Annotated in this window: 5 protein-coding genes; all 5 read left to right on the top strand. The window is 39.3% G+C overall.

Annotated elements, in window-relative coordinates:
- Positions 1-291, top strand: a 291-nt coding sequence (locus V7659_RS26705; RefSeq protein WP_438825876.1) for a kynureninase/PvdN C-terminal domain-containing protein, incomplete at its 5' end; no start/stop codon positions are given.
- 23 nt (positions 292-314) lie between these two features.
- Positions 315-1,730, top strand: coding sequence for an amino acid permease (locus V7659_RS26700; RefSeq protein WP_335543112.1), 1,416 nt, complete (start codon positions 315-317; stop codon positions 1,728-1,730).
- A 56-nt stretch (positions 1,731-1,786) separates the two neighbouring features.
- A complete protein-coding gene (gene kynA, locus V7659_RS26695; protein WP_335543111.1) occupies positions 1,787-2,635 on the top strand; it encodes a tryptophan 2,3-dioxygenase in 849 nt (282 codons plus the stop codon).
- A 291-nt stretch (positions 2,636-2,926) separates the two neighbouring features.
- Positions 2,927-3,697 (top strand): L,D-transpeptidase family protein, encoded by a 771-nt coding sequence (locus V7659_RS26690; RefSeq protein WP_335543110.1) that lies wholly within the window; start codon positions 2,927-2,929, stop codon positions 3,695-3,697.
- A gap of 143 nt (positions 3,698-3,840) precedes the next feature.
- The coding region (locus tag V7659_RS26685; RefSeq protein ID WP_335543109.1) for a GNAT family N-acetyltransferase at positions 3,841-4,864 on the top strand (1,024 nt) is incomplete at its 3' end.

Genomic DNA, 4,864 nt, shown 5'->3' with positions numbered 1-4,864 from the left:
CTACTGAATCAAGAGGTAGCAGGCATGGGATTTACAATTGGAAACCCAGTTGAGGATTTCCGCCGTGGGGGTCATGTAAGTTTGGAGCATATAGAAGCAGCGCGAATTTGTAAAGCGTTGAAAGAAAATGGGATCATTCCAGATTTCCGTGCTCCAAACATTATTCGTCTTGCTCCTGTCGCACTTTATAGCTCCTATACGGATGTTTGGGAAGTCGTCCAGATTCTTAAGAAAATTATGACTGAAAAGCAATATGAACAGTTTAAAAATGAACGTGAAGTTGTTGCTTAACTAAAGGGTCGAGGAGGAATTATATGGCGAACAATCATTTGAATAATGGAAATGGATCAGGGTTAAAGCGTGAATTGAAAACCAGTCAACTGACTATGATTGCGATGGGATGTGCGATTGGAACAGGTCTTTTCCTCGGAAGTGGACTTGCGATCAGTACAGCCGGTCCTAGTGTATTAATCAGTTATGCAATCGGTGCTTTCATTGTTTTACTATTAATGGGATGTTTATCAGAAATGACTGTTGCCCATCCAACATCAGGGTCTTTTGGAACCATCTCTGAAAAGTATATTAGCCCGTTCGCTGGTTATCTCGTCCGCTATTCCTATTGGGTTGCAAATGTTCTAGCGGTTGGGGTTGAGGTAAGTGCGATTGCCGTTTATATGAAGTATTGGTTTCCAGATGTACCTGGGTTTGTTTGGATTTTATTGTTCGCGGCAGTATTGATTTATGTAAATGCAACAAGCGTTAACACATTTGCCACTTTTGAATATTGGTTCTCGATGATTAAGATCAGTGCGATTGTTGGGTTTATTCTACTTGGGGCTTATGTTTTCATTGGCGGTTCTGCTCAACCGGATATGGGCCCTGAGAACTTTGTTAACGAGGGTGGTTTCTTACCGTTCGGATGGTGGGGAATGTGGGTGGCTATTTTTGTTTCTTTATTTAGTTTTTTAGGAACAGAAATGATCGCTGTTACGGCCGGAGAAGCGAAGGATCCAGATGTTGCCGTACCGAAAGCTCTGAAAGCAACCGTCTTCCGTTTATCGACATTTTATATTATTACTCTTGGCATCATGCTAATGATTGTTCCATGGAAATCTGCAGGAGTTGAAGAAAGTCCGTTCGTAAAAGTGATGGAACTTTTAAATATTCCAGGTGCAAGTGGAATTATGAATTTTATTATTTTAACCGCTGCTTTGTCTGCTATGAACAGTCAGCTTTACGCGTCTACTCGAATGATGTTTTCATTATCTAGAGGAAATCATGCACCAGCTTTTTTAGGCAAATTAAGCAAAAAAGGTGTCCCGTTAAGCGCACTTGCTATTTCAACATTAGGGATTTTTCTTGCAGCTGCAGTAAATGCTTTATTACCAGATTCGTCCTACGCATTTATGATGGGGATTTCCATGTTCGGTGCCATCTTCACGTGGTTTATGGTGTTTGTTTCCCATTTGTTTTTCAGAAGAAAGTGGGAGCAATCAGGCGGACGGAAATTGCCCATTAAAATGGTTGGTTTTCCATATTTGACGATATTAGGAGCGGTTCTTTTATTAAGTTTAATGATCACCACTTGGTTTACAGGTTTTAAAATTATGCTCCAATTTGGTGTTCCATGGTTACTATTCTTAACGGCTGCCTACTTTATTCTTAATAAAAGCAAAAAGAATCCTGAAAAGAACAAGTCTGATGCAATTCTTAATAAAAAGGTAAATTAACGTGCTAATTATTCATAAATAATCAAACAACTATAGAATGATGGAGGTATTATACAATGAACTCACAAGAAAAAAACACAAACCATGGTCTAGAGAAGGAGATTCAAACCGATTTTCAAAAATCGATGTCCTATGGGGATTATCTTCATCTTGATAAAATCTTATCAAGTCAGCATCGGGTATCTGATCACCATGATGAAATGTTATTTATCGTTATCCATCAAGCAAGTGAATTATGGATGAAATTAATCATTCATGAATTGACGGCGGCAATTGAGTATATACAAAACAATGATTTAGAACCGTCATTCAAAATCCTGTCACGTGTTTCTAGGATACAGCAGCAATTAATTCAGTCATGGAGTGTCCTTTCGACCCTGACACCTTCTGAGTATTTAGAGTTTAGAGATAAATTGGGTCAATCATCAGGATTCCAATCTTATCAGAATCGTTTGATTGAATTTGCATTAGGAAACAAAAATGCTCATACACTAGCAGTCTATAAACACCAAACAGAATTATTCGAAAGAATGCAAGAAGCCCTTCATCAACCAAGTATTTATGATGCTGCGATCCAGGCCCTTGTAACGCGTGGCTTACCTGTTGATCATGAGGTTCGCCACCGGGATTTGTCCAAAAACTATGAGCCAAATGCTAGTGTTGAGGAAGCATGGCTAACCGTTTATCGAAATGTGGATCAATACTGGGACCTTTACGAATTGGCAGAGAAGTTAGTCGATATAGGCAATCAACAGCAATTATGGCGATTTAATCATATGAGTACAGTGGAAAGAATCATTGGTCATAAACAGGGGACAGGAGGGTCGTCTGGTGTGACCTATTTAAAAAGAGTTCTAGACCAACAATTTTTCCCAGAGCTTTGGAGTTTACGGACAAAGTTATAAATAGATAGTAATGATGGAAAAAACCGCGAAACTTATTTTTTATGAGCTATGCGGTTTTTTTGTTTTTTTTAATAGAGAACGCCCAAATGCAGTAGTTGGAAATTTTCTAGAAGGACGCGTGGCCAATTTTATGACTGACACTCACTCTTATAACACCTATTTTTTCTTATTATTTGTATATGTATGACTCTTAGCCTATTTTGTAATAATTTTAATTAAAATGTAATGTGTACAAGCCCCTCTGACATAGGATACACGGATGAGTATTTATGTCGTAGGGAGGGGTTAGATTTGCCCAGGAAGTGGTTAATATTTTTGGTATTTGCCTTTTTTATGTTGTCTAGTTTTTTTGTTGGTGTCCCAACAGGTTCAGCCGCCTCAAGTGGAAAGTTGATTATTATTAACAAGACTATCAACCGGCTTGCGTACTTTGAAAACGGTGTGTTTAAGAAGCAGTTTAAAGTTGGAACTGGAAGAAAAAAATCATATACACCAGAAGGAAAATTCAAGATCGTAGTTAAGATTAAGAACAGGCCTTACTATAAGGGGCATATTCCTGGAGGAGACCCTCGTAATCCACTAGGTAACCGATGGCTTGGTTTAAATGCCCGTGGAACATGGGGAACAACCTATGCGATTCATGGAAACAACAACCCAAGCTCCATTGGCGGATATGTAAGCAGCGGTTGTATTCGGATGTATGATAGTGAAGTAGAATGGTTGTTTAATCAGGTACCGACGGGAACCCCAGTGATCATTACCTCCTCTGGGAAATCCTTCAATGCTATTGCATCTGCTAACGGATATAAAGTGAAGGGTGGGTCCAGTGCACCATCTGTACCTGTTAGTACCACTGGAGAAATCCTTAAGAAAGGCAGTCGGGGTCCAGCCGTCCAAGAACTTCAGCGTAAGTTGACGTCTCTTGGGTATAGTACAAAGGGTGTAGATGGTGTCTTTGGAGCAAACACCGATACTGCAGTGCGCAAATTTCAAAAAGCTCGTAAATTAACAGCGGATGGGATTGTTGGTCCAGCAACCAAAAAAGCACTCGGAATAAAGTAATAATAAAGAATTGTTCATGAAGTTGCTCAAATTATTGAGCACTCTTTTTTTTGAATTGATATAGTTTTTTTCGGAAGGTTTACATAAATTTATACAAATAATATGAACATAGAGTATAACCGTAATTTGTTGGAGGTAATGGTATGAGTCGACTGGACAGGCTCAAGATGGGAAAAGTGGAACCGAAACATTGGCGGCAGTTCAATGAATTATTACGTTATGTTTTCCAAGTAACTAAAAAAGACCTACAGACGGTGGGCTGGGAGGAACGTGAAATTGCATTAGCAAAACTGCCTGTTTTAGAACAGGCTGATGTGTTAGGCTGGTTTGATGGTGAAAAACTGATCTCTCAAGTTGCTGTTTATCCCTTTCAAGTTAACATATATGGTCGAACCTTTGAGATGGGCGGATTGACTGGGGTTGGCACCTATCCAGAATATGCGAATTTAGGATTGATGAATAAGTTGATCTGGCAGGCGCTGGCTGATATGAAAGATAGAAACCAATCGATTTCTTATTTATATCCCTATTCATTGCCTTTTTATCGTAAAAAGGGCTGGGAGATTATTTCCGATAAGATGACATTTGAAATCAAAGACTATCAATTACCGAAAGTTAAGAAAGTTTCAGGTTACGTTGATCGGCTAAATACAGAGCATTCAGATATAAAAACCGTATACCAGCTATTTTCAAGAAGACGGCATGTAGCCATGATTCGAAACAATTTAGCTTGGGAAGAATTCTGGAGATGGGAATTGGATGAATTAACGGCCGCCGTTTATTATGATCGTTCTCATCAGCCACAAGGGTATTTGCTTTACTGGATTTCTCAAGATGTACTGCATGTCAAAGAAATGATCTATATGAATGAAGAAGCGCGAAACGGACTTTGGAACTTTATCAGTGCCCATTTCTCCATGGTGACGAAAGTTGTCGGGAATATTTTTACCAATGATCCATTGGCTTTCTGGTTGGAAGACGGGGATATTAAAGAAACCATCGCCCCCTATTTCATGGCACGTATTGTTGATGTCACACAGTTTATCGAACAATTCCCATTTAGAGCGCCAGGCACTGACATTCACATGACGATTAAAGTGGATGATCCAATTCTAGAGTGGAATCAAGGGATATATACACTTCAAGTATCTGCTGTAGGACAAGGGG

Origin of the sequence: Neobacillus drentensis, from assembly GCF_036966985.1 — a bacterium.
Classification (GTDB): Bacteria; Bacillota; Bacilli; order Bacillales; family Cytobacillaceae; genus Neobacillus; species Neobacillus drentensis_E.
The sequence above is the reverse complement of the archived record's forward strand: the minus strand, read 5'-3'. Positions and strand labels throughout refer to the sequence as shown.

Bases quoted from the DNA above. Each gene is read 5' to 3' on its own strand.
- V7659_RS26700 (WP_335543112.1), top strand. From the start codon at position 315: ATGGCGAACAATCATTTGAATAATGGAAATGGATCAGGGTTAAAGCGT.
- kynA (WP_335543111.1), top strand. From the start codon at position 1,787: ATGAACTCACAAGAAAAAAACACAAACCATGGTCTAGAGAAGGAGATT.